The following is a 25,786-nucleotide window of genomic DNA, read 5'->3' on the forward strand; positions in this document are numbered from 1 at the left end:
CGGCAGAGGCTCAGCGGGTGCCGGGGATGCGGTCGGCGAGGGCGGCGTGGTGGTCGCGGAGCTCACGCTTGAGGATCTTGCCGCTTGGGTTCTTCGGCAGCGCGTCCACGAACGCGACGGCCTTGGGCACCTTGAACGCGGCGAGCCGGGCGCGGACGTGGGCCCGCAGCTCCTCCTCGGTGACGGTCACGCCCGGCTTGGTCACCACGATCGCGACGACCGCCTCGATCCAGCTCGGGTGACGGACCCCGACGACGGCCACCTCCGCGACCGCCGGGTGCTCGTAGACGACCTCCTCCACCTCGCGGCTGGCGACGTTCTCCCCGCCGGTCTTGATCATGTCCTTGATCCGGTCGACGACCGTGAGGTAGCCCTCCTCGTCCATCACGCCGAGGTCGCCCGAGTGGAACCAGCCGCCCCGGTACGCCTCGGCGGTTTTCTCGGGGTCGTCCAGGTAGCCGAGGATCGCGTGCGGGCTGCGGTGCACGATCTCCCCGATCTCCCCGGGAGGGACGTCGTTCCCGTCGGCGTCCACCACCCGGGTCTCGACGTTCAGGGCGGCCTGGCCGGCCGAGCCCGCCTTGCGGATCTGGTCCTCCGGCTGCAGCATCACCGCGACCGGCGCCATCTCGGTCTGGCCGTAGAAGTTCCACAGGCGCACGTCCGGCAGCCGCTCGCCGATCTCCCTCAGCACCTCGACCGGCATGATCGCGGCGCCGTAGTAGCCCTTGCGCAGCGAGGACAGGTCGCGCCGGTCGAAGTCCGGGTGGCGCAGCAGCGAGATCCACACCGTGGGCGGCGCGAAGAACTTGGTCACCCCGTGGCGCTCGATCGCCTCCAGCACGGCGGCGGGGTCGGCTCCGGGGAGGATGTGGCTGGAGGCGCCGAGCTGGATGTCCGGCACCAGGAAGCAGTGCTGCTGGGCGCAGTGGAACAGCGGCATCGCGTGCAGCTCGACGTCGTCGCGGGTCATGCCGCCGTCGATGACGCAGCTCGCGTACTGGGCGATCAGCGCGGCGTGGGACAGCACGGCGCCCTTCGGGCGTGACTCCGTGCCCGAGGTGTAGAGGATCTGCGCGGGGTCGTCGGGCCCGATCGGCACGACCGGCTCGGGCACGTCCTCCTGCAGCAACGAGTCGAACGGCTCCCAGCCCTCCTCAGGCGCCGGGCCGTACACCATCCGCAGCCGCAGCCCGTCGGCCCGCTTGGCCGCGTCCCGCGCCACCGGCAGCAGGGCGTCCTGCGCGATCAGCGCGACCGCGCCGGAGTGGGACAGGACGTAGGCGATCTCGTCGGCGCCGAGCATGAAGTTGATCGGCACGAGGACGGCCCCGGCGCGGGCCACGCCGAAGATGGTCCGCACGTAGTCCACGCTGTTGCGCGACAGCACCGCCACGCGGTCCCCGGGACGTACGCCCCGGGCGGCCAGCGCGCCCGCCACCCGCGTCACGTCCTCGTCGAGCTCCGCGTACGTGCGAACCTGCGCGGCGTCCGCCACGGCCAGGCGGCCGGGGTGCCGCCGGGCGGAGCGCCGGAGCAGGTCCGCGAGCGACTGGCGGCGGGCGAGGGCGACATCCGGCGAGGCGGGGGACATGAGCGGCTCCAACACCAGAACAGAGGAAACTTCTGGATCAGCCTAGTGAGAACCGATCGCCTTGGGGAGAGGGCCGCCCCCGGCTCTCCCCACGACGGCCGGGAGCGGGTGCCGCCGCCCCCGGATCGGCGTGGTAGTCCTGTTCTCGTGTCGATCACGGATGAGGAACTGGCCCTGACGGCGGCGCAAGCCGGAGCCGCCGTCGTGCGCGCCATGTTCGGCACGTCGCTGGCGCGCTTCGCGAAAACCGCGGATGACTTCGCCACGGTGGCGGACATCGAAGCCGAGAAGGCCATCCTCGACGTCATTCGCACGGCTCGTCCGGACGACGCCGTGACGGGCGAGGAAAGCGGCCGCACCGGGCGGGACGGCGCCGAGCGCATGTGGCTGGTCGATCCCCTGTGCGGCACGCTGAACTACGCCGCGCGCAGCATGCTCGTCGCGGTGAACGTCGCCCTGCGCGTGGGCTCCGGCATCACGGCGGCGGCCTGTGCCGACCCGTTCGCGGGCGAGGTGTTCTGGACGGACGGCGCTCACGCGTACGTCCGCCGCGACGATGTGGACGAGCGGCTCACGCCGTCGGCCGACTCGCGGCTGGTGGACGTCAACCTCGACCCGCCGTTCCCGAACGCACCGGCCTTCCAGGCCGCCCGGCTCCTCGCCGACCCGGGCTTCATCGAGCGTTTCCGCCCGCGAGTCGTCTCCACCACCCTGGCGGTGGCGTGGGTCGCCGCCGGCCGGCGCGCCGCGTACGTCACCGACGGCCATCTGCGCGACAGCGTGCACTTCGCGAGCGGGATCGCGTTGTGCGAGGCCGCCGGATGCGTGGTGACCGGCATCCACGGCGAGCCACTTCACACTGGCGCGGGCGGGCTTGTCGTGGCGGCCGACCGGGAGACGCACACCGCGTTGCTGGAGATCATCGCTCGCGCCGATCGGTGAGCACGGTCAGGCGGCCGTTGACGACGTGGCCGCGGTGGTGAGGTCGAAGACCGTGACGCCGTCCACGGTCTTCGGCTCGAAGGTCTCCTGCACCCACGCGGCGATCCGGGTTGCCTCGTCGCTGCCGCTCGTCGCGCCGCGGCCCATGCCCGTGCCGATGAAGTAGTGGATCCGTCCCTCGGCGACGTACTGCTGGAATCGCGCCAGCGTGGGCGCGGGATCGGTGCCGTTGAAGCCTCCGACGGCCATGACGGGCTCCTCGGTGGCCAGCTGATATCCGGCCGCGTTGTTGGAGCCGACGGTCGCCGCGACCCACGTGTAGTGTCCCGCGTCCGCGGACAGCAGCGCGGTGACCTCGGCGCCGGGCGTCGCCGCGTTCAGCAGCCAGCCGGCCGCACCACCTCCCGGGCCGCCTCCCGGGCCGCCGCCTCCGGGGCCGCCCATGCCGCGCCCGCCGCCGAACCCGCCGGGGAGTCCGCCCTGACCGGGCCGGCCGGGGAACGCGCCACGCGGACCGCCGTTGAAGCCGCCCCGCCCTGAGGCCCCGCGCGCGCCGAAGCCGCCTGGTCCGCCGAAGCCACTCGGGCCCGCCGACGGGATGGCGCCCGTGTGCGGAGTCGCCGCCGTCTCCACCGCGTACGCCGCCGGGCCGGCCAGGCAGGCCACGAGCCCGGCGACGGCGGCCGTGGCGAACAGCCGCACCCGCGCCCGCCGCAGGGCGAGGATCGCCGCGGCGACGACCGCGCCGGCGGCTGGGACCGCCAGCGCCAGCCAGGGGAGCCGGCCGGACGTGCGCGACAGCAGCACCGAAGCCCACCAGGCGGTCACCACCACGGTCGCCGCGAGCGTGACGACGACGGCGGGGCGGTGCCTGCGCTCCCACAGCAGGGCCGCGCCCATGCCCACGAGCGCGGCGACGGGCGGGGCCAGCGCGACCGTGTAGTACGCGTGGAAGATCCCCTGCATCAGGCTGAAGATCAGGCCGGTCACCAGCAGCCAGCCGCCCCACACGCCGAGCGCGGCGCGGGCCGGGTCGGTGCGCGGCGCGCGGCGCAGCAGCCACAGCCCGGCCACCAGCAGGATGAGCGCCGCGGGCAGCAGCCAGGAGATCTGCCCGCCCACCTCGGTGTCGAACAGGCGCAGCAGCCCGGCCTGCTGGTTGGTGTTGCCGAGGCCGCCGGCCTCGTCGCCGTTGAGCCGGCCCAGACCGTTGTAGCCGAGCGCGAGCTCAAGCACGCTGTCGTCCTGCGACCCCCCGATGTACGGCCGGGAGCCCGCGGGGATCGCCGCGACGATCGCCGGCCACCATCCGGCCGACACGAGGACGGCCAGGCCCGCGAGGGCGAGCTGGCCGAGCCGCCGGCGCAGGCTCGCCGGAGCCGCGACCAGGTAGACGAGCGCGAAGCCCGGCAGCACGAGGAACGCCTGGAGCATCTTGGCCAGAAACCCGGTGCCGACGCAGAGCCCGGCGAGGACCAGCCAGCGGGTGTCCGCCTTCTCCTGCGCCCGCACCAGGCAGTACGCCGCCAGCGTGAGCAGCAGCACCAGCAGCGCGTCGGGGTTGTTGAACCGGAACATCAGCACCGCCACCGGGGTCAGCGCCATGACCGCGCCCGCCAGCAGCGCCGCCCAGACGGGGAAGCGGCGGCGGACGGTGGCGTACAGCACGCCCACAGCGGCCGTGCCCATCAGCGCCTGGGGGAGCAGGATGCTCCAGGAGTTCAGCCCGAAGATCCGCACGCTGAGGGCCATCGGCCACAGCGCGGCGGGCGTCTTGTCCACGGTGATTGCGCCGGCCGCGTCGGAGGCGCCGAAGAAGAAGGCCGCCCAGCTCTCGCTGCCCGCCTGGACGGCCGCCGAGTAGAAGGAGTTGGCCCAGCCGGAGGCGCCGAGCCCCCAGACGTACAGCACCGCCGTGGCGGCGAGCAGCACGGCCGGGGCGAGCCGGGCGGGAGCCCGGCGGGGTACGGCTCCCACGGCCGGCCGGGGCGGGCGGAGTGTGTCAACGGTCACCGGGATCGTCCTTCGCGTCGTGTCGTCGTCTCACGACGCTAGGAAGCGCGTCTCGGCCTCCGCTGAGATCTGCATGAGGATCCGATGAAGGAAGCCGCCCGCAGTCCCGGCCGCGGGGCCCCGAGCCGCCGGGATCCCGGTGGCTCAGATGCTCTCGGGCTCGCCCTCGTCCACCCGGTAGGCCGTCTCCCACGAGGCGCCGCAGTGGCAACTGCTCCGCTCCAGCAGCTGTCCGTCCTCCGTGACGGCGTAACCGTCGTTGAGGCGGACGTGGACGTGCACGCTCATAAGGGTCGCCTTCGTGGTCGTCGGCTGTTCGGGGGGCCCAGGGCCGAACCCCAAAGCCTTATGAGGTGTTATATACCAACTTGGGTGATTTTTGACTAGAAAACTATCGGGCGGCGAGGTGGATCTCGTCCAGTAGCGCCGCCGCCGCGGCGCCGCCGGGCGCTCCGCTCACCGCCACGGTCTCCCATATCGGAGCCGGGTCGGCGAGCTCCGGGAAGCGCACGCGGCCGGTCTTCGCCGAGAACGACCGCGGGACCAGGGCGACGCCGAGGCCGTTCCCCACAAGGTCGAGGAGGGAGTGGACGTCGGTGACCTCCAGGGCGACGTGCCGGTCGACGCCGGCGGCGGCGAGCGCCTCGTCGGCCCGCGTCCGGGTGCCCCAGTCCGGCGGGAAGTCCACGAACCGCTCGCCCCGCAGCGCCTCCAGCCCCACCCTCCCGTGTGCGGCCAGCGGGTGCCCCGGCGCGCAGGCCAGCACGAGCGGCTCGGCCGCGAGAGGGGTCACCACGACGTCGTCGGGCTCGCGCGCCGGGCGGGACACCAGGGCGAGGTCGAGGCGGCCCTCGCGCACCTGCTCGACCAGCTCGCCCGAGCCGCCGTGGCGCAGCCGGATGTCGAGGCCGGGATGGGCCGCCACGAACCCGGCGAGCACCGCCGGCAGGTCCACCGCGTGCAGGCACTGCAGCGAGCCGATGGACAGCGATCCGCGCAGCAGGCCCTGGACGGCGGCCACGGCGTCACGGGCCGCGTCGCTCGCCGCGAGCGCCCGCCTGGCCTCCACCAGCAGCGCCCGGCCCTCGGGCGTGAGCCGCACCTGCCGGGTGTTGCGCCGGAACAGCTCGGCGCTCAGCTCGCGTTCGAGCGCGCGGATGGACGCCGACAGGCCCGACTGAGCGATGTGCAGGCGCTCGGCCGCCCGGGTGAAGTGGCTCTCCTCGGCGACCGCCACGAAGTACCTGAGCTGCCGCAGCTCCACCGCTCATCACCCACGCTGCTCAATGCGATCGAAATCTTCTGTTGGACGGCTTAATGCCGGGTTCGCAGGATAGGACACATAACTCTGATCTGTGTCCTTCAAAGGAGGATCTTCCATGCGGACTCGCCGCATCGGTGACGTGCAGGTCGGCGCGATCGGTCTCGGGGGCATGCCGATGTCCATCGAGGGGCGGCCCGACGAGCAGCGCTCCATCGCGACCATCCACGCGGCGCTGGACGCCGGGGTGACGCTGATCGACACGGCCGACGCCTACCACCTGCACGCGGACGAGGTGGGCCACAACGAGACGCTGATCGCCAAGGCTCTGGCGAGCTACGACGGTGACACCTCGGACGTGCTGGTCGCCACCAAGGGCGGGCACCTGCGCCCGGGTGACGGCTCATGGACGCTCAACGGCTCGCCCGACCACCTCAAGCAGGCGTGCGACGCCTCGCTCAAGCGGCTGGGCGTCGACGCGATCGGCCTCTACCAGTTCCACCGGCCCGACCCGCAGGTGCCGTACGAGGACTCGGTCGGGGCGATCCGCGACCTGCTGGACGCGGGCAAGATCCGCTACGCCGGCATCTCGAACGCGAACCCCGAGCAGATCCGCCAGTCCAACGACATCCTCGGCGGCCGTCTGGTCAGCGTGCAGAACCAGTTCTCGCCGGCCTTCCGCTCCAGCGAGCCGGAGCTGGAGCTGTGCGCGGAGATGGGCATCGCGTTCCTGCCCTGGAGCCCGCTCGGCGGCATCTCCAGGGCGGGCGAGCTGGGCTCGCGCTTCGCGCCGTTCGCGGAGGTGGCGCGGGCCCACAACGTGAGCCCGCAGCAGGTCTGCCTGGCCTGGATGCTGGCCAAGGCGCCGGTGGTGATCCCGATCCCGGGCTCGTCGCGGCCGGAGACGATCCTCGACTCCGTGAAGGCGGTCGACCTGGAGCTGTCGCCCGAGGAGCTCGCCCGGCTCGACGCGGCGGGCTGAGGACTACCTCACTCGTCCGCCCACTGACGGTGCCGGGCCGCCGCGGCCAGCGCGGTGGCCCGCGCCGTCTCGGTCGGCGTGAACGGCAGGTCCGGCCGCCGCGCCACCAGCACGCCGCCTGCGGGCACGGGAACGGTCATCACGGTCGGTCCTCCCTCGGGAGCCGGCTCGCCGGGATCCTGCCGGCGGATGTCCGCCGTGCGCAGCAGCTCGGTCATGGCCGCGACCAGCTCGCCCGGGTCGTCCCGTACGCGCCGGCCCAGCAGCAGCGCCTGGATTCCGGGGTCGATGAGGTCCCTGACCTGGGCGGGGACGATGACGGCGTCCGCCCCGCCGGCCCGGTCGACCGCACGCCGCAGGTCGAGGGGCGTGAGCGAGGCCGGGGCCTCGACGATGAACTCGTCCAGGGCGTCGCAGCCTCCCGGCGTCATCGCCGCGCTGCCCGCGGGCGCGATCTGCAGCGCGAGGATGTTGCAGCGCAGCCGGGCGAACGCCCCGGCGAGCGCGGCGAGGCGGCCGGGGCGCTCGGCGACCCTGGCCCGCACCCGCCACAGGCTCGTGGGCTGCTCCGCCCCGACGGGGGCGCGCGGTCGTACGCCTCCCGAAGCCGACAGCCGCCTGTGCACGGCCGAGCCGAGGATCAGCGCCAGGCCGAGGCCGACGAGGACCACCGGGCCGGGGTCCCGGTGGCCGAGCAAAGTGGTGAGCAGGTGGGCGACGCCGACGGCGAGGAAGAGCGCGGCCAGCTCCGCGATTTCCCGACGCCAGGACCGGACACCGTGGTGCCGGTGATACGGGTGCCGGTGATGCGGGCCGGGAGACGCGTGCCCGCCCCCGTCGGCGGCATTTCTCGGTTCGCTCATACCCGGCAGTCTGACCAGGCGTTGTTACGCGGTCACCGTCCGTGGAATGTCGGCCGCATTAATCCGCTTTCACACGCCCGCCGTGCTCGCCGCCAGATCATCAGGGTGCAGGTCAGTCCGTCCTGATCCAGAGACAGAACGGATGCCCCGCCGGATCGAGGTAGACCCGCACGTCGTCCTGCGGCTGGTGGTCGGCGAGGGTCGCGCCCGCCTCGACGGCGTGGGCCCCGGCCGTGTCGAGATCGTCCACCTCGATGTCCAGGTGAAGCATCATCTGCTGCTCCCCGGGCTCCGCGGGCCACGCGGGCCGCTCGTACAGCTTCTCGGTCTGGAACGACAGGCCCGTTCCGCCACCGGGCGGGTGCATCGTCACCCATCCGGGCTCGTCGGAGTCGATCGGCCAGCCCAGCAGCCGCTGGTAGAAGGCCGCCAGTTCGCGTGCGTCGGGTGCGTTGAGCACCGCCGCCGACAGGGTCATGCGCGGCGTCATTCGTCCTCCTGAGACCGTCATCGTGCCGCTGCCCGATTGCCCGCGGGCGAATCTCAGGGGATGATCTTCATGGCCATAGAATCCGTGGGAGCGATCCCATCGGCGAGGAGCGGACGCATGGACGATCTCGAACAGGCACCGGCGGGCATCGATCCCACCGTCCCCAGCGTCGCCCGGATGTACGACTACTACCTGGGCGGCAAGGACAACTTCCCGGCCGACCGGGAGGCCGCAGAGAAGATGCTCGCCATCGGCCGTCAGATGGGCAACGACGGGCGGGAGATCGCAAGGGAGAACCGAGGCTTCCTCGGCCGTGCCGTACGGCACCTGGCCGAGTCGGGCGTCACCCAGTTCATCGACATCGGCGCCGGGCTGCCGACGCAGGAGAACGTCCACCAGGTCGCGCAGCGGCACGCCCCGGGATCGCGGGTCGTGTACGTGGACAACGACCCGGTGGTCCTCGTCCACGCGCGGGCGCTGCTGGCCGACAACCCGGACACGGTGGTCATGAGCGGCGACCTGCGCGACCCCGGCGCCATCCTGGACGACCCGGCGGTGCGGGCCCATATCGACTTCACCCGGCCGTTCGCCGTCCTCCTGGTCTCGGTGCTGCACTTCGTGACCGAGGACGAGACCGCCGCCCGCATCGTGGCGGAGATACGGGAACGGCTGGTCCCGGGCGGCCACCTGGTGCTGTCGCACATCTACAAGGGCGACATCCAGGAGGAGGTCGTCGAGGCGAGCAAGCAGGTCTACTCGGCGACCGCCTCCGGCGGGCTGGCGGGCCGGTCGCTGGCGCGGATCACGTCGTACTTCGACGGGCTGGAGATCCTGGAGCCCGGCCTGGTCCCTGTGCAGGCGTGGCGGCCCGACGTCCCCTGGGAGGTGCCGACGGACCCGGGCCACTCCGGCATTCTGGGAGCCGTCGCCCGCAAGCCGTGAGGATGGAGAACCGCGGACGGATCCGGTAGCGGGCCACGGCCGGGAACGCAGCGCTCCGCACGCGTCTAACCGCCTCCTTATCGGTGTGGTCGTAGAACTGGCTTCGTGCACGCAACCGACCCCCAGCAAGCGTGCTGGTCGTCGACGACGAACCCGGTATCCGCGACCTGCTGTCCGAGGCGCTCCAGCTCCACGGTTTCGCTGTACGCACAGCCGCGAACGGGTGGCAGACCCTGGATGAGGTGGCGCGCGAGCGGCCCGACATCATCGTGCTCGACGTGATGTTGCCCGACATCGACGGGTTCACGATCGCGCGCCGGCTGGGTGAGGCCTCCGACAGCCCGCTGGTGTTGTTCCTCACCGCCAGGGACGCGGTGGCGGACCGCATCGCCGGCCTCACCGCGGGCGGGGACGACTATGTCACCAAACCCTTCAGCCTGGACGAGGTGGTCCTGCGGCTGCGGGCGATCCTGCGCCGGATCCGGCCGGCGGCCGAGGAGGTCGATGACGGCGTCCTCCGAATGCTGGTCGGCCAGGTACTGGTGGCGCGAGGACGAGGCGCGAAGGGCACGACCGTGTCCTCACCCCGCGCGGCGGGGTGAGGACAGCACACCGGGACCGGCGCGACGCCCGCAGGTGTTCGCCCGACTCGGTGGTGCGGGTCGGATCAGAAGGAGACCGTCAGGTCCCGGGTGACGGTGGGCACCGAGACCACCGCGTCGAACGCGGCCCTCAGGTCGGTGAGCATCACCGACGACTGCGTGCGGATGCTGCTCAGCAGACTCCCGCCCTGAGCATCGCGCGGGGTCTGGCGCAAATCGGTAAGCGTGGCCTGGCCGGCGAGTTCGGCCTGTGCCAGGGCGTGCTCGATGCTGCCCGGCACAGGCTCTGCCGCAGGGGTGTCCTGCAGTCGGAAGCCCACCGGCAGCGAGGGGGCTGGGATCATCTCGGGCACGCACTGGTCAGTGTGGGTGACGGCCACCGAGACGTAGTCGGTCCCGAGCATGCCCGCCAGGTGCCGGCCCATCGGCAGCGCGGTGACCTGTCCGTCGAAGACGTTGGCCGTCTTCTGGATGTGGTTGTTGTGCGCTGCGATCACGACCTTCGCCTCGGGACCGGCCTCGCGCAGATGCCAGGCCAGAGTCTCGGCCATGTAGCGGTCGCGCACCGACAAGTCCGCGGTCTTGCCCTTTCCGGAATAGAGGTCGTTGCCTGCCCCGAACATGTAGTCCGTGGCCCGCGCTCCGGCCAGCAGTCGCTCGGCGCGGTGGACCAGTCCGGCCTGCGCGCGGTCGGTCATCAGCGGGCCCACCGCGCCCAGGCGCAGCTCCAGGCGTGCCAGGAGTGCGGTCAGCTCGTTCTGGGATGCGATCGGCAGGCCCGCCCAGGCCGGGGCCGCCGCGGCGCCCGAGCCGAGTCCGGCCAGGAACTCGTCGCTGATCGTGATGGCCCGGAGGACCAGGGCCTCGGACTCCGGGTCGGTCACGGCCAGGATGTCTGCAAGCGGCTCCAGAACCGGCCGCAGCGCGCCGCCGGCCTCGGGCACGTCCACGCCCACGAACCGCAACGGAGCGGGGCTGGTGGTGTTGTGCTCGCGCAACCCGGCCATCAGGTCGGCCGCTCCCCACCCGGCCGCGGCCGGGGCCACCTGCTCCAGCGGGCGGTCGTCGTGGCCGTGCAGCCAGGCGTCCAGATCGTCGGCGGCGGCGAAGGAGTACTCGAAGGCGAAGACGGTGAAGCCGCACCGCTCTGCCAGGAAGCGCAGCACCCGCTGGCGCACCTGGGAGAACTCCTGCACGAAGTGCGCGCCCTCGCCTACCGCCACAACGCGGGCATTGCCCACGATCTGGCCCAGGGGTTCGAGGTCGTCCAGGTCAGCGTCGGCGGCCAGGCTGGTCAGGGTGTTGGTGTGCCGGCGGATCCAGGTGGTCGGCACGGTGGTAGGGGTGGTGTTCACGGCAGTTCTCTTCTCTGCAGGCTGGGATCAGATGCCGCTGCCCGTAGGCAGCACGAAGAACAGGCCGGGCTTCCAGAAGCCTCAAAGGGCGCCGGTTGGCCTGTTCGAACCAGCCAGGTTCAGAGCGAGAGGAACGCCGTGTACATGTCTGCAGGCTACTGCATGGACACCAGGGCATCGCTGACCCGCACGTTCACGTGCCGCCTAGGTCCGAGAATCGGGCCGAGATCAGTGCAGGGCGCGGGTGAGCACGTCGAGGGTGATCTCGACGATCTCCTCCGCGTCCACGGGCTCCGCATCATGTGCCGCCGCGTCCGGCATGAGGCGGCGGGCCCCCGCCCGCAGCACGCCCCACGCCAGCTCGGCCCGCAGCGCCGGATGGTCGGCCCCGGCCTCGCGCAGCGCGTCGGCGAGCGGCGCGATCAGCGCGCCGTGCAGCTCGTCCACCCGGACCCGGCACTCGCCCGGCAGCCCGACCGCCTGGAGCGCCGGGATCAGCGCGTAGTCGGGGCTGCCGACGAAGTCGAGAGCGGCCCTGCCGTACGCGCGGATCCTGCCGGGCAGCGAGCCGTCCGGGCCGGCGGTGGGGGCGATGGCGGCGTGCAGGCGGGCCGACCAGCGGGGAAAGGCGTCCTCCACGAGCTGCGCCAGGATGTCGGCGGTGGAGGCGAAGTAGCGGTAGACGCTGGAGCGGGCCAGGCCGATCCGGGCGCCGACGGCCGCCGGGGTGAGCGCGTGCACGCCCTCGGCGGCCAGGATCTCCCGCGCCGCCTCCAGCAGGGCGGCGTGCTGGTTGGCCCGGTGATCCGCGACGGTCGCCGCGCTGATCCTCGGCATCTCTCCCCTCCAGGGTCGCTACATGTCCGGGTCGCGACCTCCAGTATCCGGCCCGCCCGCCGCGACCCGCTCCGGTGACTCGTCCCTGACGGCCGGTGTGCGGGGGAGCAGGAAGGTGACACCGACTCCGGCCAGCAGCGCCAGCGCCGTGATGAACGTGACCCTGCGGGTCGCCTCGGCGGCGGCCTCGACCGCCGCCGCGTGGATCACCGGGTCGCGGAGGGCGGGGATGGCGGCGCCGGCGCTCTCCTCGACCGCGCGCGCCGCACTCGTGCGGACCTGCTCGGGCCGGTCGGCGAGCCCGCGCTCGACGGCCGAGCCGAGCCCGGCCACCAGCACCCCGCCCAGGATGGCGACCCCCAGCGCCGCGCCGAGCTGGCGGACCGTGCTCTGGAGTGCGGACGCGCCGCCGGAAAGGCGCGCCGGCACGTCGGCCATGAGGACGCCGGTGAGCTGCGCGGTGGCGAAGCCGATGCCCGCGCCGTAGAGGAGCAGCCACGGCACGGGCCGCAAGGCGGTCATGTCCGGCGCGAGGGAAAAGCCGATTCCGGCCGCGCCGACGGCCTCCATGCCCAGGCCGATCCGCACGATGGTCCGCGGGGACAGCGTCTTCGACAGCGGGGGGACCAGCCCGCCCGCGAAGAAGGTGCCGAGGGCCAGCGCGGCGATGACGAGGCCGGCCCGGAAGGCGGTGTAGTCGAGCGCGGACTGCAGGAAGAGCGGCAGCACGAGGATCATGCCGAACTCGCCGAGCGCCACGATCACCGCCGCCATCGAGCCGTAGCGGAAGCTCGGCAGCTCGAACAGCGTCAGGTCGACGAGCACGGGCCGGCCGGCGCGCTCGCGCCGCCGTTCGCGCACGACGAGGGCGACCAGCGCGAGGATGCCGACGCCGAAGGCGAACGGCACGGGGGAGATGCTCTCGAACCGCAGGCCGAAGAGGTCCGCGGTCCGCCGCGGCTCCAGCCAGCCGTACTTCTGGCCCTCGATCAGCGCGAAGACGACGCCGGTCGTGCCGAGTACGGCGAGGACGAGCCCGGCCAGGTCGCCACCCGCCGCGTGACCGTCCCGCGACTCGGGCACTCGCAGCGAGCCGAGCAGGAGCAGCGCGCCGATGGGCAGGTTGATCCAGAACGCGGCCCGCCAGCCGTGCTCGGTGACCAGCCAGCCCCCCACCAGTGGGCCGACGGCGGCCATGCCGCCGATGATGGACCCCCACACCGCGAAGGCGATCACCCGCTGACGGCCCACGTAGACGCGGTTGATGATCGCGAGGGTCATCGGGACGGCCATCGCCGCCCCCACGCCCTGCACGGCCCGTACGCCGATGAGCATGGGCCCGTTCACCGACGTCGCCGCCAGCACGCTCGCCAGCAGGAAGACCGCGACACCCAGGGCGAACAGGCGGCGCCTGCCGTACCGGTCGCCGGCCCTCCCGAACGGGATGAGCAGCGCCGCGAACATCAGCGAGTAGATCGAGTTGACCCACTCCACGTCGGTGGCGCCGAGGCCCAGGTCGGCGATGATCGCGGGCACCGCCACGTTCACGATCGTCGCGTCGATGACGACCATCGACACGCCCGTGGCGAGCACGACGAGGGGGATCCAGCTTTGGCGCGATGTTGGCGACGGCATGTCGCGAACTATAGCAACAGCATGTCGCCAACCTGCCTCACGAGGTGGCGCGACGGGCGCGGGCGCGGCGCTTGCCCTCGTGCATGGCCTGGACGCGGGCGACAGGGATCGTGTGGCCTTCCTCGATCAGGTCGCGGGGGAGTCGCTGGGGCTCCGGCATGAGCGCTGCCCAGGGGTCGCCGTCCCGCAGCAGCCCCGCCGCCGTGTGCACGGTGAAGTCGCCGGCGGTGATCCGGTCCAGGTCGTCCCAGGCCACCGGGAACGACACGGGAACGCCGGGCCGTACGCGCGGGCTGTAGGCCGCCACCACGGTCGCCCCGCCGGACCGGGTCGAGTCGATGAACACCCTGTCCCCGCGGTCCTCCCGGATGAACGCCGTCGTGGCGAGGGCGGGGTCGAGGCGTTCTGCGTGTACGCCGAGCGCGCGGGTGGCCGCGGCGACGTCCTCCGTCGTGTGCGCCTCCAGCGGCACGAACACGTGCAGGCCCTTGGCGCCGCTGGTCTTCACCGCCCCCGACAGGCCGGCGTCGGCCAGCGCCCGGCCGACCAGGCGGGCGGCGGCGACGGCCTGAGGGAACGCCTCGGCCGACGGCGGGTCGATGTCGAGCACGAGATGGGTGGGCCGGTCCCACTCCCCGGCGTGGACGAGGGCGGGGTGATACTCCACCGCCCTCTGGTTGGCGAACCACAGCAGCGTGCGCCGGTCGTCGCACAGGGCGTACGACACCCGCCGCTGTGACGACTCGGCCCAGAGGGTGACCGTCCGCACGAAATCCGGGGCGTAGGAGGGCACGTTCTTCTGCATGAACGGCGCCTGGCCCTGCCGCACCCGCACCACGGACAGCGGCCGGTCGCGCAGCACCGGGATGACACGGTCGTGGACGGCGTCCAGGTAGTCGACCAGGTCGCGCTTGGTCGCGCCCGCGCCGTCGAACAGGGGTTGGTCGAGGTTGGTCAGCGTGACTCCGTCGCGCGCCTCATCGCTGGTCATCCGATCAACATGCCCCCGCTCGGGCCGGAGAATCAACCTCCAGCGGGGCCGGGTAGTCGCGCAGGCCGGCGAACTGGTGGGCCTCGCAAGCGCCGCGCCGCCTGCGTCGAATTCCGGATATCTCAAATTGTGAAACATAATTGCTCAAATCGCGAGACGCGTGGAATCGTAACCGGCATGGCAAACGAAACGGCCGTCTACACCCACGGCCACCACGAGTCCGTCCTGCGCTCCCACCGCTGGCGCACGGCCGCCAACTCGGCTGCGTACCTGCTGGGCGCGCTGAAGCCCCACATGCGGATCCTCGACGTCGGCTGCGGTCCGGGCACGATCACCGCGGACCTGGCCGAACTGGTGCCGCAGGGCGAGGTGATCGGCCTCGACACCGAGCCCGGCATCCTGGAGCAGGCGCGCCGCGAAGTGGAGGGGCGCGGCCTGGGCAACGTGAGCTTCGCGACCGGCGACGTGCACGCACTCGGCTACCCCGATGCCTCCTTCTGCGTGGTGCACGCCCATCAGGTGCTCCAGCACGTCGGCGACCCGGTGGGCGCGCTGCGCGAGATGCGGCGGGTGACCAAGCCGGGCGGGATCGTCGCGGTGCGCGACTCCGACTACGCCGGCTTCGTGTGGTATCCGCTGATCCCGGCCCTGGACGACTGGCTGGACCTCTACCGCAGGGTGGCCCGCGCCAACGGCGGCGAGCCCGACGCCGGGCGCCGCCTGCGTGCCTGGGCCAGGGAGGCGGGGTTCACCGAGATCACCTCGTCGTCGTCCACCTGGTGCTACGCCACCCCGGAGGAGCGGGAGTGGTGGGGCGGGCTGTGGGCCGACCGCACGGTGCAGTCCTCCTACGCGGACCGCGCGGTCGAGGGCGGCCACGCCACGCGGGACGACCTGCGGCGCATCGCCGACGGCTGGCGGGAGTGGGCCGCGAGCGAGGACGGCTGGTTCAGCGTCCCGCACGGCGAGATCCTCTGCCGCGTCACCTGACGCGCGAACACGCGGGGAACGACCCCCAGACCCCCAGACCCCGAGACCCGCAGATTCCCGGACCCGGGTCGTGCCGCGCTTGCCGCCGGCGCCCACGGGGGACGGTGCCAGTGGGGCGCTTGAGGGGGACTTGAGGGGGGACTTGAGGGGGAACAGCCATGACGCTGCGGATCGTGGCCGGGACGGCCAACCGCCCGCTCGCCGCCGCCGTCGCGGCCGCGCTGGACCAGGAGCCGTCCGTCCCGGTGGCCGAGCGGTTCCCGGACGGCGAGTCGCGGCCGGTCGTCACCGGTGTCCGGGGCGCGGACGTCTACCTGGTCCAGCCCACCGGGCCGCCCGTCGACGAGCACGTCGTGGAGGCGCTGCTGCTCGCCGACGCCTGCCGGCGGGGCGGCGCGGCCCGGCTGACGGCGGTGGTGCCGTACGTGGGGTACGCCCGGCAGGACCGGCGCCGCCGCGAGGGGGAGGCGATCGGGCTGCGGGTGGTGGTGGCCGCGCTCGCCTCGGCCGGGGTCGAGCGCCTGATCGCGGTCGATCCGCACACGGCCGCGCTGGAGGCGGTGTGCCCGATGCCGGTGGAGACGCTGACGGCCGTGCCCGCCCTCGCCCGCGCCGCCGGGCGCGGCGTGCCGGAGGAGGCGGTGGTGGTCGCGCCCGACCTCGGCGCGGTCAAGCTCGCCCGCCACTACGCCCGCCTGCTGGCGCGGCCCGTCGCGCTGGTCCGCAAGACGCGGCTGACCGGAGCGGACGTGCGGGCCGAGCAGGTCTTCGGCGACGTGACCGGCCGCCCCGCGCTGGTCGTGGACGACATGATCAGCACGGGTGGGACGATCGAGGCGGCCGTCGAGGCCCTGCTCGGGCAGGGGGCGACGCCGCCGTTCGCCGTCGCCGCGACGCACGGCCTGTTCGCCGGGGACGCGCGGGAGCGGCTGCGCCGCACGGAGATCCGCAGCCTGGTCGTCACCGACACCCTGCCGCAGGACGGGGCGGCCCTGCCGTCGCTGGAGGTGTGCCCGGTCGCCCCGCTGCTGGCCGAGGCGATCGGCCGCCTCCACCGGGACGAGGGCGTGGACGACCTGCTGGCCCACACCTGACACGCCGCCCGGTGGCGACGGGCGGCCAGGGGGGAGGATGGGAGTGTGACGCCCAGGACGCGGAGCCGTACGGCGGCGGACAGGGACCTGACCCGCCTGCCGGACCGCGCGCGCCGTCTCGTCGAGACCCTGGGCGGCCGGTTCTCCCGTGAGATGGGCATCGACGCCGACCGGGGGGACCGCGAGGTCGAGCGGTGGCTGCTCGCGGCGACGCTGTTCGGCACCCGGATCTCCGCCGGGATCGCCGTACGGACCTACCGGGCGATGGCCGAGGCGGGGGTGCGCGGGCTCTCCGACGTCGAAGGCCGCACCTGGGAGGAACTGGTCGAGATCCTCGACCGCGGCGGCTACGCCCGTTACGACTACCGGACGGCGACGCGGCTGCTCCGCCTGGCCGAGGCGGTGGGCGGCGAGGTCGGCGCCCTGCGCGGGGGCGGCCTGGACGAGACCCGCGCCGCGCTCGACGCGCTGCCCGGCTGGGGCCCGGTGACGGTCGCGCTGTTCCTGCGCGAGCTGCGCGGTGTCTGGCCGGGGGTGGACCCGCCGCCGGACGACCGGGCGGTGGAGGCCGGGCGGCACGCCGGGCTGCTCGGCGCGGGACACCACCCCCTTGAGCGGCTGCGGGAGATCGCCGGCGAGGCGGGGCTGGACGTGCGCGATCTCGAAACCGCTCTCGTCCGCCTGTGGCTGGCCCACCACAAGGACTTCCCTCACTGTCCGGGCGGCGCCCGCTGCGCCACGCTGACCGAGGAGGAGTGAGATGCGGTCGGCGGCGGGGGACCCGGTGACGCTGTTCCTGTGCGGCGACGTGATGCTGGGCCGCGGGGTCGACCAGATCCTCCAGCATCCCGGCGATCCCGTGCTGGAGGAGCCGTACGCCCGGGATGCCCGCGCGTACGTCGAGCTGGCGGAGGAGGCGAACGGCCCGATCCCGCGGCCGGCCGGCTACTCCTGGCCCTGGGGCGACGCCCTGGAGGTGCTGGACGAGGCCGCGCCCGACGTACGCGTGCTGAACCTGGAGACGAGCGTCACCCGCAGCCGCGACTTCGCGCCGGGCAAGGAAGTGCACTATCGGATGAACCCGGCCAATATCCCCGTCCTGGCCGCGGCCCGGCCCGACGTGTGCGTGCTTGCCAACAACCACGTGCTCGACTTCGGCGTACGCGGGCTCACGGAGACGCTGGACGCGCTGGCGGGGGCGGGACTCGATTATGCGGGCGCGGGACGGGACGAGGACGAGGCGCGGCGGCCCGCGGTCGTGGCGCTCCCCGGCGGCGGGCGGGTCCTGGTGTTCGCGGTCGCGATGCCGTCCAGCGGCGTCCCCGGCGAATGGGCGGCGGCCCGTGACCGGCCCGGGGTGGCCTTCCTGCCCGGGCCGTCCCGCGAGGCCGCGGCGGAGACGGTCCACCGTGTCCGGCAGGCCAAGCGGCCGGGGGACATCGCAGTCGTCTCCGTCCACTGGGGGTCCAACTGGGGCTACGAGGTCGAGGACGACCAGGTCGAGTTCGCCCACGCGCTGGTCGAGGGCGGCGTCGATCTCGTCCACGGCCACTCCTCCCACCATCCCCGTCCGGTCGAGGTGTACCGGGACCGGCTGATCCTCTACGGCTGCGGGGACTTCATCGACGACTACGAGGGCATCGCCGGTTACGAGGAGTACCGCGACGACCTGCGGCTGCTGTACTTCGCGACGGCCGAGGCGGCGTCGGGGCGGCTGCTTGAGCTGCGGATGGCGCCGATGCGGGCCGTACGCATGCGGCTGCGGCACGCCTGCGGCGAAGACCGCGAGTGGCTGCGGGCGACGCTCGACGGGATCAGCCGGGAGTTCGGCGCGCGGGTCGCCCCGGCGCCCGGCGGCACGCTCGCCCTCGCACCGGCCGCGTAGGAGGTGGTCACGATGCTGGTCCACGAGATCATGACGACGCCGGTGGTGACGGTCCGGCGCACGGCGACGATCAAGCAGGCCGTCCGCCTGCTGTACGAGCAGGACATCACGGCCGCGCCGGTGGTCGCCACGGACGGACGGATGGTCGGCATCGTCAGCGAGATGGACCTGCTGCGCGGCGAGTTCGGGGCCAACCCCCGGGCCTTCCTGCGCCCCGAGGCCCCGCCCACCGGCAGGACGCCCGCACTCGTCGAGGAGGTCATGACGCCGCGCGTCGCCACTGTCGGGGACGGCGCCGACACCATGGATCTGGTCGAACTGATGATCACGACGGGGGTGAAGAGCGTCCCCGTCCTGCGCGACGACGAACTCGTGGGGATCGTCAGCCGCCGCGACCTGATGGGCCTGCTGGCCCAGGGGGACGAGCGGATCCGCGACGACGTGCTCGCGGCGCTGCGCGACTGCGCCGACACGGCGTCCTTCGGCGCGGCCGTGCGGGACGGCGTCGTCGAACTGTACGGCCCCGGCGACGAGCGGTCGGCCCGCATCGCCGAGCTGGTCGCCAGGACCGTCCCCGGGGTGGCCGACGTCGTCTTCCCCGAGGGATTGGTGAGCTAGGGTCGCGTCCCTAGTCGAGCCGGTCGAGCACGTCTGCTGCGAGCCGTTCGAGCGCGGCGACCTGTTCGCGGGTGAGGCCGGCGAAGAACAGGCGGCGCACGGTCTCCACGTGTCCGGGGGCCGCGGCGGTGATGGCCCGGCGGCCCTCCTCGCTGATCACGACGTACGCGCCGCGGCCGTCGTCCGCGCACTCCTCCCGCCTGACGAGCCCCCGGCGCTGCATCCGGGTCAGGTGGTGGGACAGCCGGCTCTGCTCCCACTGGAGGTCGCGCTGCAGCTCGTACGGCCGCAGCCGCCCCTCCTCCCTGTCGGTGAGCTGCACGAGGACCTCGTAGTCCGCCAGGGACAGACCCGAGTCCGCCTGGAGCTGCCGGTTGAGCCGGGCCGTGAGGCGGCCCTGCATGCGCACGTACGCCCGCCAGGCGCGCTGCTCGTCCGCGTCGAGCCACCGTGGGCTGTCCATGTCCCCAGGCTAGCGGGAATCAATGACTCGTCATGTATGTTGTGGGGCACCAGTAGATGACGCATCATCTACATGGCGACGAGGAAAGGGCACCCATGACCACGACCAGGCTGACCCCTCGTGTGGACGTCCGCCGGGCGGGCGAGCGCTTCGCCACCCGCATCTCCTGGCTGGATTCCAAGCATTCGTTCTCGTTCGGCGGCCACTACGACGCCGGCAACACCCACCACGGCCTGCTGCTGGTCAACAACGACGACGTCGTCCACCCGGGCACCGGCTTCGAGACCCACCCGCACCGCGACATGGAGATCGTCACCTGGGTGCTCCAGGGTTCCCTGGTCCACCAGGACTCCGAGGGCCACTCCGGCGTCATCTACCCGGGCCTGGCCCAGCGCATGAGCGCCGGCACCGGCATCCTGCACTCGGAGAAGAACGACTCCTGGCGGCTGACCGGCGGCGACACCCACGACGAGGCCGTGCACTTCGTCCAGATGTGGGTGGTCCCCGACGAGCCCGGCATCACCCCCGGCTACGAGCAGCTGGAGATCGAGAACGATCTGCTGGCCGGCGGCCTGGTGCCGGTCGCCAGCGGCATGGACAAGCACGCCGGAGAGGCGGCCATCCGGATCAAGAACCGGTACGCCGCGCTGTACGCCGCCCGTCTTCAGCCGGGCCAGAGCGTGGAGCTGCCCGAGGCGCCGTTCCTGCACCTGTTCGTACCCCGGGGGACCGTCGCCCTGGAGGGTGCGGGCACTCTGGAGACCGGTGACGCGGTGCGCTTCACCGCCACCGGCGGGCAGAAGGTCACCGCGACGGAGCCCGCCGAGATCCTCGTGTGGGAGATGCACGCGACGATCGCCGCCTGACGACGATTTTGGAAGGAATCCCGATGGAACAGACAGAACCGCAGGTCGCCGACAACCCGGCCGAGAGCCGCTTCGAGATCACCCTCGACGGCGCCATCGCCGGTTTCGCCGAATACCGGCTCAAGGGGCCGACGATCTCCTTCACCCACACCGAGATCGACCCGGCCTTCGAAGGCCGGGGCCTCGGCTCGACGCTGGTCCGGGCGGCGCTCGACGCCGCCCGGGACGCCGGGCTGTCGGTCCTGCCGTTCTGCCCGTTCGTGCAGAGGTACATCGAGCGGCACCCGGAGTACCTCGACCTGGTGCCGGCCGACCGGCGGGCCCGGTTCTCCCTCGACGGCGGGGAGGCGGCCGAGTGAGCGGCGGGCCCCTCAACCACGGGGAGCCGGCGTTGTACGGCTGCACGGTCGCGACCGAGGCGGAGCCGGAGAGCGTGCTCCTGCCCGGCCACGACGTGCCGCTCGGCCGCTACACGACCGTGCGCAGGCTGCTCCCGCAGCGCCCGCGCCGGATGGTCGGCGCGTGGTGCTTCGTGGACCACTTCGGACCCGACGACGTGAGCGGCCGGCCGGGCATGCAGGTGCCGCCGCACCCCCACACCGGCCTGCAGACGGTCACGTGGCTCGCCGAGGGCGAGATCCTGCACCGCGACAGCCTCGGCAACGTCCAGGCGATCGTGCCCGGGCAGCTCAATCTGATGACCGCCGCCCACGGGATCGCCCATTCCGAGCAGTCGCCGCCGGAGCACCCGCCGGGCATGCACGGGCTGCAGCTGTGGGTCGCGCTGCCGGAGGAGGCGCGGCACGGCGAGGCGCGGTTCGAGCACCACGCCGCGCTGCCCGTGCTGTGCGACGGGGACGTCACCGTGACCGTCGTGGTGGGCGAGGCCGGGCCGCTGCGCTCGCCCGCCCGCGTGCACACCCCGCTGCTCGGGGCCGAGGTGCTGTTCGCCGGCCCAGGGGAACACCGGCTGCCGGTCGATCCCGCGTACGAGACGGCGGTGCTGGCCATGTCGGGCACGGCCGACGTGGCCGGGGTCGCGCTCGAGCCGGGCTCGCTGCTCTATCTCGGGCAGGGCCGTACGGCGGTGCCGATGGAGACGGCCGGCCCGGCCCGGCTGTTCGTGCTGGGTGGCACGCCGTTCGAGGAGCCCCTGGTGATGTGGTGGAACTTCGTCGGCCGTTCGCACGAGGAGATCGCGCGGGCACGCGACGAATGGATGCGTGGCGACCGCTTCGGCGTCGTCCCGGGCGGGGAGCGGCCGCTCCCCGCGCCCGAGATGCCGACCGTGCGGCTGAAGGCCCGCGACCGGCACGGCCGCGTCCTCAGCTGACGGGCGAGCCCGCCCGCCTTCTGGTGAAGCAGGTGAAGACGGCGAGCGCGGAGACGACGGTCATGCAGGCCAGCGCCCAGCGGTAGCCGGTGACGAGCTGCTCGACCGCCGCAGGTGAGACGTGGGACAGCGTTCCCGCGAAGACGGCGTCGTGCAGCCCGGCCGGCAGCGGCACCGTGATGATCGACAGGACCAGCGCGGTGCCGACCACCACCCCGGTGTTCTGCAGCATCAGGCGCATGGCGTTGACGATCCCCAGCCGGTGCGACGGCACCCCGTCCAGGATCGCGGTGGTGTTGGAGGGCAGGAACATGCCCGAGCCGACGCCGATCAGCACGAGGGCGGCCGTGAGCGCCGCCGGCGACACGTCGGGGGAGATCAGCCACAGCAGGACGGCCAGGCCCGCCGTCGTCAGCGAGGTCGCGGCGACCGCCACCGTGCGCGGACCCAGGCGGCGCAGCAGGAAGCCCGACGCGACCGACGCCGCCATCGCCGCGATCGAGAGCGGCAGCACCTTCACCGCCGCATGCACCGGGTCCTCCCCGCGGACGGCCTGGAAGAACAGCGACACGAGGAGCACCACCCCGACCCGCGCGGTCGAGTTGAGGAACGACGCCAGCGTCCCGAGGGCGAACGTGAGATCGCGGAACATCCGGATGTCCACCGCCGGATGACGGGCCCGCAGCTCCCGCACGACGAACAGCGGGAGCGTCACCGCGAACACGACGAGGCCGGACACCACCATCGGATGGCCCCAGCCGAGCCTGGTCACCTCCGACAGCGCGAGCAGCAGGCCGCCGAGACAGGCGAGCACGAGCGCGTTGCCGGACAGGTCGAGCCCCCGGTCGCGGCCCTGCGGCGGTCCCGGACGGAGGGCCACCGCGCCCCAGACCAGGCACGCGATGCCGAGGGGCACGTTGTACCAGAACACCCAGCGCCAGCCGAGGTGCTCGGTGAACAGGCCGCCGAGCGCCGGGCCGGCGAGCTGGGCGATGGAGAACGACGCGGTGTAGACGCCCATCCCCTCGCCGAGCCGCGACTTGGGGAAGGCGTCGGTCACCAGCGCGGCGCTGTTGGTCAGCAGCATGGCACCGCCCGCCGCCTGCACCACCCGCAGCGCCACGATGACCCACGCGTCCGGGGCGAATCCGGCCAGCAGGCTGGCGACGGTGTAGGTGGCAAGGCCGCCGAGGTACATCGCCCGCCGCCCGAACAGGTCGGCGAGCCGGCCGAACACCACCATGAGCACGGTCGTCGTGAGCTGGAAGGCGAGCAGGATCCAGCTCGCGGCGTCCGCGCTCGCGTGCGTCTGCCGTACGACCTGGGGGAGCGCCACGTTGAGCGCGCTGCCGCCGAGCGCGGTCAGGACACTGGCCATGCTCACGACCGACAGCGTCCGCCAGGCGCGGCGCAGCCGCTCCCGCTCGCCGGGGTCAGCCGCGATGGTCTGCGGCACGGCCGTCATCGTGCGGCGAGCTGGATCATGACCGGCTCCTCCCTACCGAATTCTAGATTCCATTACTAGAATCCCGTTCACACGAGGTCGGGTCAAGGCCGGGTCAAGGGAGCTGCGCATGGGCGGAATCGTGGAAGGCCGTGTCGTGATCGTCACCGGTGCCGCGCGAGGCATCGGGCGGGGACACGCGCTGGAGTTCGCGCGTCAGGGCGCCAAGGTCGTCGTCAACGACCTGGGCGCCGAGGTCGACGGCACCGGGTCGTCCACCGGCGCCGCGGGCGAGGTGGTCGAGGAGATCAGGGCCATGGGCGGCGAGGCCGTGGTCGACGGCGAGGACGTCTCCGACTTCGACGGCGCGCGGCGCATGGTCGAAAGGGCCGTGGAGACCTTCGGCGACCTGCACGTGCTGGTCAACAACGCGGGCATCCTGCGCGACCGGATGCTCGTCAACATGTCGGCGGACGAGTGGGACGCGGTCATCCGGGTGCACCTGCGCGGCACCTTCGCCCCGCTGCGGCACGCCGCCGCCTACTGGAGGTCCAGGTCCAAGGCGGGCGAGGCGGTGGACGCCCGGGTGATCAACACCACGTCGTCGTCCGGTATCTACGGCAACGCGGGCCAGGGAAACTACGGCGCGGCCAAGGCGGGGATCGCGTCGCTGACGATCATCGCGGCCAAGGAGCTGGCGCGTTACGGCGTGACGGTCAACGCGGTCGCCCCCGCCGCGCTCACGCGGATGACCGAGAACCTCATCCCGGGCGGGCGGCGGCCCGCCGAGGGCGGGTTCGATCCGGCGGCGCCGGACAACATCGCGCCGCTGGTGGTGTGGCTGGCGAGCGTCCAGTCGCGGGGGATCACGGGCCGGGTCTTCAACGTGCGCGGCGGGCACATCAGCGTGGCCGAGGGCTGGCACGCGGGGCCCGGCGTGGACAAGGGCGCCCGGTGGGAGCCGGCCGAGCTGGGCGACGCGATCCCCGCCCTGGTGGAGAAGGCCGCGCCGAACGCCCTCACCAGCGGGCGCATCCCGGACGGGGAGGAGTGACATGCCGCTCGACCACAGTCTGATCGGCGTGGAGAGCGCGCCACACGAGCGGTCGTGGACGTCCGCCGACACCCTGCTGTACGCGCTGGGCGTCGGGGCGGGAACCGAGGAGCTCGCCTTCACCACGGAGAACTCGGCGGGGGTCCGGCAGCGGGTGCTGCCGACCTTCGCGGTGCTGGCCGCCCAGGCCCCCACCGGGCGGCGGCTCGGCGACTTCGACCCGGCCATGCTCGTGCACGCCGAGCAGGCCTTCGAACTGCACTGCGAGCTGCCGCCCGCCGGCCGTGTGCGGACGACCTCGACGGTGACCGGCATCTACGACAAGGGCTCGGGGGCGCTGGTGACGACCGAGGCCAGGGCGGCGGACGCGGAGAGCGGCGAGTTGCTGATCACGAGCCGTAGCTCGGTGTTCATCCGGGGCGAGGGCGGCTTCGGCGGCGAGCGCGGCCCACGCGACGAGTGGGCCGAGCCCGGCAGGCCGCCGGACCACACAGTGACCTACGAGACCCGCCAGGACCAGGCGCTGCTTTACCGCCTGTCCGGAGACCGCAACCCGCTGCACTCCGACCCCGCCTTCGCCGCCCGCGCCGGTTTCGACCGGCCGATCCTGCACGGGCTGTGCACGTACGGGATCAGCGGGCGGGCGCTGCTGCACGCGGTGGCGGGGTCCGACCCGGCCCGGTTCGCGGCCATGTCGGGACGGTTCAGCAAACCGGTCTACCCGGGCGAGGCGCTGACCGTGTCGATCTGGACGTCCCACGACGGTGCGACGGCCCTGTTCCGCACGGCGAAGGAGGACGGCACCGTCGTGATCGACCGGGGCAGGGCCGCCTTCCGTCCCGCCTGACGTCACACGGCGCCGGCGTCTCCGGCCGGGGCGTCGTGGGTGGCCAGGGGGTCGCCGAAGCGGCGGATCAGCGCGATCGCCGCCTCGACGACCTCCCCGGCCTCCTCCTCGGTCTCGCTCGTCGCGACCTCGCGGCCGGCCTCACCGATCACGCTGGTGAGGACCGAGACCGTGAGGCGGTCGGTCGGCGTGTTCGCCGCGCCGAGCAGGACGGCGTTCTGCCGGACCCACTCCCGGCCGCGGGTGCGCCGCATCAGCTCGAACCCCGGCGGGCCGTCGCCGTCCATGAACAGCCGGGCCAGGTCGCGCCGCTGCCAGGACCCTTCGAGGAACGCCCTGGCCCCCGCGATGAACAGCTCGACGGGGTCCTTCACGCCCGCCTGCTTCGCCGTGGCGACGCTGGACGCGGCGGCCTCCTCGTGGGCGGCCTGGTGCTCCTCCCACAGCGCGAGGAACAGCTCGGTCTTGCCCCCGAAGTGGTGGTAGAGGCTGCCGACGCTGGAGCCCGCGCGCTCGACGACGTCCGCGACGTTGGCGTCGGCGAAGCCGTGCTCGGAGAAGACCTCGCGGGCGGCCTGAAGCATGCTCTTACGCGTCTGGGCGGTGCGGCTCCACTCCCACGAGCCGCTCCTTCCGCCGGGCTTGCGTGCCATCTGGGCTCCTCGTTTCCAGGGACGACGCCATC

Annotated in this window: 27 protein-coding genes; 14 read left to right on the forward strand and 13 right to left on the reverse strand. The window is 73.0% G+C overall.

The genetic code is table 11. The features are described 5' to 3' along the window. Window positions 1-10 precede the first annotated feature (10 nt). Window positions 11-1,609: a fatty acyl-CoA synthetase gene (locus tag ACQEVJ_RS09015; RefSeq protein ID WP_433099086.1), complete on the reverse strand. Its 1,599-nt coding sequence runs from the start codon at window positions 1,607-1,609 to the stop codon at window positions 11-13. A gap of 132 nt (window positions 1,610-1,741) precedes the next feature. Here ACQEVJ_RS09015 and ACQEVJ_RS09020 point away from each other — a divergent pair, with 132 nt between their 5' ends. After that, window positions 1,742-2,536: an inositol monophosphatase family protein gene (locus ACQEVJ_RS09020; RefSeq protein WP_433099087.1), complete on the forward strand. Its 795-nt coding sequence runs from the start codon at window positions 1,742-1,744 to the stop codon at window positions 2,534-2,536. Window positions 2,537-2,542: 6 nt separating this feature from the next. Here the strand turns inward: ACQEVJ_RS09020 and ACQEVJ_RS09025 are convergent, their stop codons facing one another. The 3 genes from ACQEVJ_RS09025 to ACQEVJ_RS09035 all read right to left on the reverse strand — a co-directional run bounded on the left by ACQEVJ_RS09025 (window position 2,543) and on the right by ACQEVJ_RS09035 (window position 5,813). Continuing rightward, a complete protein-coding gene (locus tag ACQEVJ_RS09025) occupies window positions 2,543-4,549 on the reverse strand; it encodes an ArnT family glycosyltransferase (protein WP_433099089.1) in 2,007 nt (668 codons plus the stop codon). 144 nt (window positions 4,550-4,693) lie between these two features. Beyond that, the gene (locus ACQEVJ_RS09030; RefSeq protein WP_433099091.1) at window positions 4,694-4,837 is read right to left on the reverse strand and encodes a hypothetical protein; all 144 of its coding nucleotides are present in this window, start codon (window positions 4,835-4,837) and stop codon (window positions 4,694-4,696) included. Window positions 4,838-4,940: 103 nt separating this feature from the next. Further along, on the reverse strand, window positions 4,941-5,813 hold the full coding sequence (locus ACQEVJ_RS09035; protein WP_433099093.1) for a LysR family transcriptional regulator: 873 nt from the start codon (window positions 5,811-5,813) through the stop codon (window positions 4,941-4,943). A 115-nt stretch (window positions 5,814-5,928) separates the two neighbouring features. Here ACQEVJ_RS09035 and ACQEVJ_RS09040 point away from each other — a divergent pair, with 115 nt between their 5' ends. After that, the gene (locus tag ACQEVJ_RS09040; protein ID WP_433099095.1) at window positions 5,929-6,792 is read left to right on the forward strand and encodes an aldo/keto reductase; all 864 of its coding nucleotides are present in this window, start codon (window positions 5,929-5,931) and stop codon (window positions 6,790-6,792) included. Between the two features lie 8 nt (window positions 6,793-6,800). Here the strand turns inward: ACQEVJ_RS09040 and ACQEVJ_RS09045 are convergent, their stop codons facing one another. Then, window positions 6,801-7,655 carry a hypothetical protein gene (locus ACQEVJ_RS09045; RefSeq protein ID WP_433099097.1) on the reverse strand — a complete coding sequence of 285 codons (855 nt, stop codon included), beginning with the start codon at window positions 7,653-7,655 and terminating at the stop codon, window positions 6,801-6,803. A 112-nt stretch (window positions 7,656-7,767) separates the two neighbouring features. Continuing rightward, a complete protein-coding gene (locus ACQEVJ_RS09050) occupies window positions 7,768-8,145 on the reverse strand; it encodes a VOC family protein (protein WP_433099099.1) in 378 nt (125 codons plus the stop codon). 117 nt (window positions 8,146-8,262) lie between these two features. On the opposite strand from ACQEVJ_RS09050, the gene ACQEVJ_RS09055 reads away from it, so the two are divergent. After that, window positions 8,263-9,087, forward strand: a complete 825-nt coding sequence (locus tag ACQEVJ_RS09055) for an SAM-dependent methyltransferase (protein WP_433099101.1) — start codon at window positions 8,263-8,265, stop codon at window positions 9,085-9,087. A gap of 131 nt (window positions 9,088-9,218) precedes the next feature. After that, window positions 9,219-9,689 (forward strand): response regulator, encoded by a 471-nt coding sequence (locus tag ACQEVJ_RS09060; RefSeq protein WP_433099103.1) that lies wholly within the window; start codon window positions 9,219-9,221, stop codon window positions 9,687-9,689. A 65-nt stretch (window positions 9,690-9,754) separates the two neighbouring features. Here ACQEVJ_RS09060 and ACQEVJ_RS09065 read toward each other — a convergent pair whose 3' ends face one another. The 4 genes from ACQEVJ_RS09065 to ACQEVJ_RS09080 form a co-directional block, all read right to left on the reverse strand. Beyond that, on the reverse strand, window positions 9,755-11,044 hold the full coding sequence (locus ACQEVJ_RS09065; protein WP_433099105.1) for an erythromycin esterase family protein: 1,290 nt from the start codon (window positions 11,042-11,044) through the stop codon (window positions 9,755-9,757). Window positions 11,045-11,272: 228 nt separating this feature from the next. Continuing rightward, the gene (locus tag ACQEVJ_RS09070; protein ID WP_433099107.1) at window positions 11,273-11,881 is read right to left on the reverse strand and encodes a TetR/AcrR family transcriptional regulator; all 609 of its coding nucleotides are present in this window, start codon (window positions 11,879-11,881) and stop codon (window positions 11,273-11,275) included. 18 nt (window positions 11,882-11,899) lie between these two features. After that, window positions 11,900-13,516, reverse strand: coding sequence for an MFS transporter (locus tag ACQEVJ_RS09075; RefSeq protein ID WP_433099109.1), 1,617 nt, complete (start codon window positions 13,514-13,516; stop codon window positions 11,900-11,902). A 37-nt stretch (window positions 13,517-13,553) separates the two neighbouring features. Then, window positions 13,554-14,507, reverse strand: coding sequence for a DNA polymerase domain-containing protein (locus ACQEVJ_RS09080; RefSeq protein ID WP_433099112.1), 954 nt, complete (start codon window positions 14,505-14,507; stop codon window positions 13,554-13,556). A 177-nt stretch (window positions 14,508-14,684) separates the two neighbouring features. On the opposite strand from ACQEVJ_RS09080, the gene ACQEVJ_RS09085 reads away from it, so the two are divergent. The 5 genes from ACQEVJ_RS09085 to ACQEVJ_RS09105 all read left to right on the forward strand — a co-directional run bounded on the left by ACQEVJ_RS09085 (window position 14,685) and on the right by ACQEVJ_RS09105 (window position 19,094). After that, window positions 14,685-15,497: a methyltransferase domain-containing protein gene (locus ACQEVJ_RS09085; RefSeq protein ID WP_433099115.1), complete on the forward strand. Its 813-nt coding sequence runs from the start codon at window positions 14,685-14,687 to the stop codon at window positions 15,495-15,497. Between the two features lie 158 nt (window positions 15,498-15,655). Next, window positions 15,656-16,591 carry a ribose-phosphate diphosphokinase gene (locus ACQEVJ_RS09090; RefSeq protein WP_433099116.1) on the forward strand — a complete coding sequence of 312 codons (936 nt, stop codon included), beginning with the start codon at window positions 15,656-15,658 and terminating at the stop codon, window positions 16,589-16,591. Window positions 16,592-16,636: 45 nt separating this feature from the next. Continuing rightward, window positions 16,637-17,350: a hypothetical protein gene (locus ACQEVJ_RS09095; RefSeq protein ID WP_433099118.1), complete on the forward strand. Its 714-nt coding sequence runs from the start codon at window positions 16,637-16,639 to the stop codon at window positions 17,348-17,350. Between the two features lies 1 nt (window position 17,351). Beyond that, window positions 17,352-18,476 (forward strand): CapA family protein, encoded by a 1,125-nt coding sequence (locus ACQEVJ_RS09100; protein WP_433099121.1) that lies wholly within the window; start codon window positions 17,352-17,354, stop codon window positions 18,474-18,476. A gap of 12 nt (window positions 18,477-18,488) precedes the next feature. Beyond that, complete coding sequence (locus ACQEVJ_RS09105) at window positions 18,489-19,094, forward strand: CBS domain-containing protein (protein ID WP_433099123.1); 606 nt, start codon at window positions 18,489-18,491, stop codon at window positions 19,092-19,094. Between the two features lie 10 nt (window positions 19,095-19,104). On the opposite strand, the gene ACQEVJ_RS09110 is transcribed toward ACQEVJ_RS09105, so the two are convergent. Then, the gene (locus ACQEVJ_RS09110; protein ID WP_433099125.1) at window positions 19,105-19,557 is read right to left on the reverse strand and encodes a MarR family winged helix-turn-helix transcriptional regulator; all 453 of its coding nucleotides are present in this window, start codon (window positions 19,555-19,557) and stop codon (window positions 19,105-19,107) included. 95 nt (window positions 19,558-19,652) lie between these two features. Between ACQEVJ_RS09110 and ACQEVJ_RS09115 the strand changes: the two genes are divergently transcribed. Genes ACQEVJ_RS09115 through ACQEVJ_RS09125 form a run of 3 tightly spaced genes read left to right on the forward strand, consistent with a single transcriptional unit; the run spans window position 19,653 to window position 21,756 of the window. Continuing rightward, a complete protein-coding gene (locus ACQEVJ_RS09115; RefSeq protein ID WP_433099127.1) occupies window positions 19,653-20,423 on the forward strand; it encodes a pirin family protein in 771 nt (256 codons plus the stop codon). A 23-nt stretch (window positions 20,424-20,446) separates the two neighbouring features. After that, window positions 20,447-20,782: a GNAT family N-acetyltransferase gene (locus tag ACQEVJ_RS09120; RefSeq protein WP_433099129.1), complete on the forward strand. Its 336-nt coding sequence runs from the start codon at window positions 20,447-20,449 to the stop codon at window positions 20,780-20,782. Next, window positions 20,779-21,756 carry a pirin family protein gene (locus ACQEVJ_RS09125; RefSeq protein WP_433099132.1) on the forward strand — a complete coding sequence of 326 codons (978 nt, stop codon included), beginning with the start codon at window positions 20,779-20,781 and terminating at the stop codon, window positions 21,754-21,756. The genes ACQEVJ_RS09120 and ACQEVJ_RS09125 overlap by 4 nt, the downstream gene beginning before the upstream one ends. Here ACQEVJ_RS09125 and ACQEVJ_RS09130 read toward each other — a convergent pair. Beyond that, window positions 21,749-23,212: an MFS transporter gene (locus ACQEVJ_RS09130; RefSeq protein ID WP_433099134.1), complete on the reverse strand. Its 1,464-nt coding sequence runs from the start codon at window positions 23,210-23,212 to the stop codon at window positions 21,749-21,751. The two genes, ACQEVJ_RS09125 and ACQEVJ_RS09130, sit on opposite strands and share 8 nt — an antisense overlap. A gap of 118 nt (window positions 23,213-23,330) precedes the next feature. On the opposite strand from ACQEVJ_RS09130, the gene ACQEVJ_RS09135 reads away from it, so the two are divergent. Next, window positions 23,331-24,254, forward strand: coding sequence for an SDR family oxidoreductase (locus tag ACQEVJ_RS09135; protein WP_433099137.1), 924 nt, complete (start codon window positions 23,331-23,333; stop codon window positions 24,252-24,254). A gap of 1 nt (window position 24,255) precedes the next feature. Beyond that, the gene (locus tag ACQEVJ_RS09140; RefSeq protein WP_433099139.1) at window positions 24,256-25,101 is read left to right on the forward strand and encodes a MaoC/PaaZ C-terminal domain-containing protein; all 846 of its coding nucleotides are present in this window, start codon (window positions 24,256-24,258) and stop codon (window positions 25,099-25,101) included. Window positions 25,102-25,103: 2 nt separating this feature from the next. On the opposite strand, the gene ACQEVJ_RS09145 is transcribed toward ACQEVJ_RS09140, so the two are convergent. Next, window positions 25,104-25,754 carry a TetR/AcrR family transcriptional regulator gene (locus tag ACQEVJ_RS09145; RefSeq protein ID WP_433099141.1) on the reverse strand — a complete coding sequence of 217 codons (651 nt, stop codon included), beginning with the start codon at window positions 25,752-25,754 and terminating at the stop codon, window positions 25,104-25,106. Window positions 25,755-25,786: the final 32 nt, after the last annotated feature.

This window comes from Microbispora sp. CA-102843, from assembly GCF_050936215.1.
Classification (GTDB): domain Bacteria; phylum Actinomycetota; class Actinomycetes; order Streptosporangiales; family Streptosporangiaceae; genus Microbispora.

Coding starts and splice junctions, on each gene's coding strand:
- ACQEVJ_RS09030 (WP_433099091.1), bottom strand. CDS start 4,837: ATGAGCGTGCACGTCCACGTCCGCCTCAACGACGGTTACGCCGTCACG.
- ACQEVJ_RS09040 (WP_433099095.1), top strand. CDS start 5,929: ATGCGGACTCGCCGCATCGGTGACGTGCAGGTCGGCGCGATCGGTCTC.
- ACQEVJ_RS09045 (WP_433099097.1), bottom strand. CDS start 7,655: ATGAGCGAACCGAGAAATGCCGCCGACGGGGGCGGGCACGCGTCTCCC.
- ACQEVJ_RS09050 (WP_433099099.1), bottom strand. CDS start 8,145: ATGACGCCGCGCATGACCCTGTCGGCGGCGGTGCTCAACGCACCCGAC.
- ACQEVJ_RS09055 (WP_433099101.1), top strand. CDS start 8,263: ATGGACGATCTCGAACAGGCACCGGCGGGCATCGATCCCACCGTCCCC.
- ACQEVJ_RS09070 (WP_433099107.1), bottom strand. CDS start 11,881: ATGCCGAGGATCAGCGCGGCGACCGTCGCGGATCACCGGGCCAACCAG.
- ACQEVJ_RS09075 (WP_433099109.1), bottom strand. CDS start 13,516: ATGCCGTCGCCAACATCGCGCCAAAGCTGGATCCCCCTCGTCGTGCTC.
- ACQEVJ_RS09080 (WP_433099112.1), bottom strand. CDS start 14,507: ATGACCAGCGATGAGGCGCGCGACGGAGTCACGCTGACCAACCTCGAC.
- ACQEVJ_RS09085 (WP_433099115.1), top strand. CDS start 14,685: ATGGCAAACGAAACGGCCGTCTACACCCACGGCCACCACGAGTCCGTC.
- ACQEVJ_RS09090 (WP_433099116.1), top strand. CDS start 15,656: ATGACGCTGCGGATCGTGGCCGGGACGGCCAACCGCCCGCTCGCCGCC.
- ACQEVJ_RS09100 (WP_433099121.1), top strand. CDS start 17,352: ATGCGGTCGGCGGCGGGGGACCCGGTGACGCTGTTCCTGTGCGGCGAC.
- ACQEVJ_RS09105 (WP_433099123.1), top strand. CDS start 18,489: ATGCTGGTCCACGAGATCATGACGACGCCGGTGGTGACGGTCCGGCGC.
- ACQEVJ_RS09110 (WP_433099125.1), bottom strand. CDS start 19,557: ATGGACAGCCCACGGTGGCTCGACGCGGACGAGCAGCGCGCCTGGCGG.
- ACQEVJ_RS09115 (WP_433099127.1), top strand. CDS start 19,653: ATGACCACGACCAGGCTGACCCCTCGTGTGGACGTCCGCCGGGCGGGC.
- ACQEVJ_RS09120 (WP_433099129.1), top strand. CDS start 20,447: ATGGAACAGACAGAACCGCAGGTCGCCGACAACCCGGCCGAGAGCCGC.
- ACQEVJ_RS09135 (WP_433099137.1), top strand. CDS start 23,331: ATGGGCGGAATCGTGGAAGGCCGTGTCGTGATCGTCACCGGTGCCGCG.
- ACQEVJ_RS09140 (WP_433099139.1), top strand. CDS start 24,256: ATGCCGCTCGACCACAGTCTGATCGGCGTGGAGAGCGCGCCACACGAG.
- ACQEVJ_RS09145 (WP_433099141.1), bottom strand. CDS start 25,754: ATGGCACGCAAGCCCGGCGGAAGGAGCGGCTCGTGGGAGTGGAGCCGC.